Annotated in this window: 1 protein-coding gene and 1 pseudogene; both read left to right on the forward strand. The window is 69.1% G+C overall.

What is annotated here, in order from left to right:
- Positions 1-376, forward strand: a pseudogene (locus ACWCSD_RS52080) (zinc-binding alcohol dehydrogenase family protein); the annotation flags it as partial.
- Between the two features lie 170 nt (positions 377-546).
- Positions 547-1929: ABC transporter substrate-binding protein (locus tag ACWCSD_RS52085; RefSeq protein WP_449927258.1), on the forward strand; the 1383-nt coding region annotated here is incomplete at its 3' end.

Raw genomic sequence — 1929 nt, forward strand, 5'->3', positions numbered from 1 at the left:
GGCGCTGGAGCTGGGCGCGGCCTCGGCGGGCGACCGGCCGCCCGAGCCGCTGGACGCGGCGATCCTGTTCGCGCCGGTCGGCGACCTGGTGCCACCCGCGCTGGAGGCGCTCGACCGCGGCGGGACGCTGGCGATCGCCGGCATCCACCTGACCGACGTGCCCGCGCTGAACTACGAGCGGCACCTGTTCCAGGAACGCACGCTGCGCAGCGTGACCGCCAACACCAGGGCCGACGGCCGGGCCTATCTGGAGCTGGCGCTGGCCCATCCGCCGCGCGTGGCGACCACGCTCTACCCGCTGGAGGAGGCCGGCCGGGCGCTGGCGGATCTGGCCGCCGACCGCGTCAGCGGCGCCGCCGTGCTGGTCGTGGACTGAAGCCCCGCTCCGTCGCACGATGGAGATTGGCGCCACGGTGGACCTCTATGAAGGAAAGTTACATTACACTCACAACATCTGGAGATTATTGACGCTGCCTGCTGGCGACCGTAGGGTCCGGTCAATTCCCTACAGATCCTCAACAGGTCCGACATCCCCCGGAGCGGCAGATGAAGCGACTGGCAGCGGTAGTGGCGTTGCTGGGCCTCGCCACCGCCACAGCGGCGTGCAGCGGTGGTACTAACAACAAGTCCGGCGGCTCGAGCGGTGGTGGTGGCGGGCTCTTCACCACGATCGACGTCAACAGGCCCGGCCTGGAGGCCACGGCCCCGGCCAACCCGTACAACCCGAAGGGCAACTCCTTCCCCGGCTACACGGCGATGAAGCTGGGCTGGGTCAAGAACCACCTGACCGACCCCAACCAGGCCCTCCCCGGCATCGCGGCGAGCTGGGAGATCGCGCCGGACAACTCGGCGATCACCCTCAAGCTCCAGCCGGACGCCAAGTGGTCCGACGGCAAGCCGGTCACCGCCGAGGACGTCAAGATGTCCATCGGCATCGCCTACACCCAGGGCAGCACGGCGTTCTCCATCACGCCGGGCGCCGCGGGCGCGGCGGCTGACGTGACCGTGGTCGACGACCACACCCTCAAGATCACCCAGGACATGGCGAACCCGAGCCCCAAGTTCGCCCGCGGCGTGCTCGACACGTTCGTCCTGCCCTCCCACGTGTGGAGCAGCGTGCTCCCCGCGGACTTCTGGGACCAGCTCAAGGCCTCCAGGGGCGAGGGCGCCGAGGCCGACAAGGCCCGCGAGACCATCACCGGCCTGGGCGAGAAGGTGCTCACCTTCGCCCCGCCGAAGGACACCTCGGCCGGCCCGTTCGTGCTGGAGCGGGTGAACCCGTCCGAGGCTCTGCTGGTCAAGAACAAGTACTTCTACAACGCCGCGAACGTGGCGCCGGCGCAGGTGAAGTTCCTCAACTACACCGGCAACGAGCAGATCTGGAACTACCTCACCGCGGGCAAGCTCGACCACGCCGGCTTCACCGCCGCCCCGTCCGACGTGATGAACCGGATCAAGGCGGCCGCCGGCAACGAGGTCATCAAGGGCTACTCGCCGGTCGCGGTGAGCATGGCCTTCAACCAGTCCAAGAAGCCGTACGACAACGTGCACGTGCGGCGCGGCCTGGCCTACCTGATCAACCGCGAGGAGGTCACCAAGGTCGCCTCGCCCGAGGGCGGCACGGCGGCGGTCACCACCAGCGGCATCCACCAGAAGGCCGCGCAGGCGTGGATCCCCGACGAGCTGCCCAAGCTGGAGCCGTACGCGCCCGACGTGGCCAAGGCCGAGGCCGAGTTCAAGGAGGCCGGCCTCACCAAGAAGGACGGCAAGTGGACGCTGGCCGACGGCTCGGCGTGGAAGGTCTCCATGCACGCGCCCTCCGGCTTCTCCGACTGGCTGTCGGCCCAGGAGAACATCAAGAGCCAGCTCGTCAAGGCCGGCGTCGACGCCGAGGTCGTCACGGCCAACGACTACCCCCTCTACCTGGAG

It is taken from the genome of Nonomuraea sp. NPDC001684 (genome assembly GCF_053596515.1).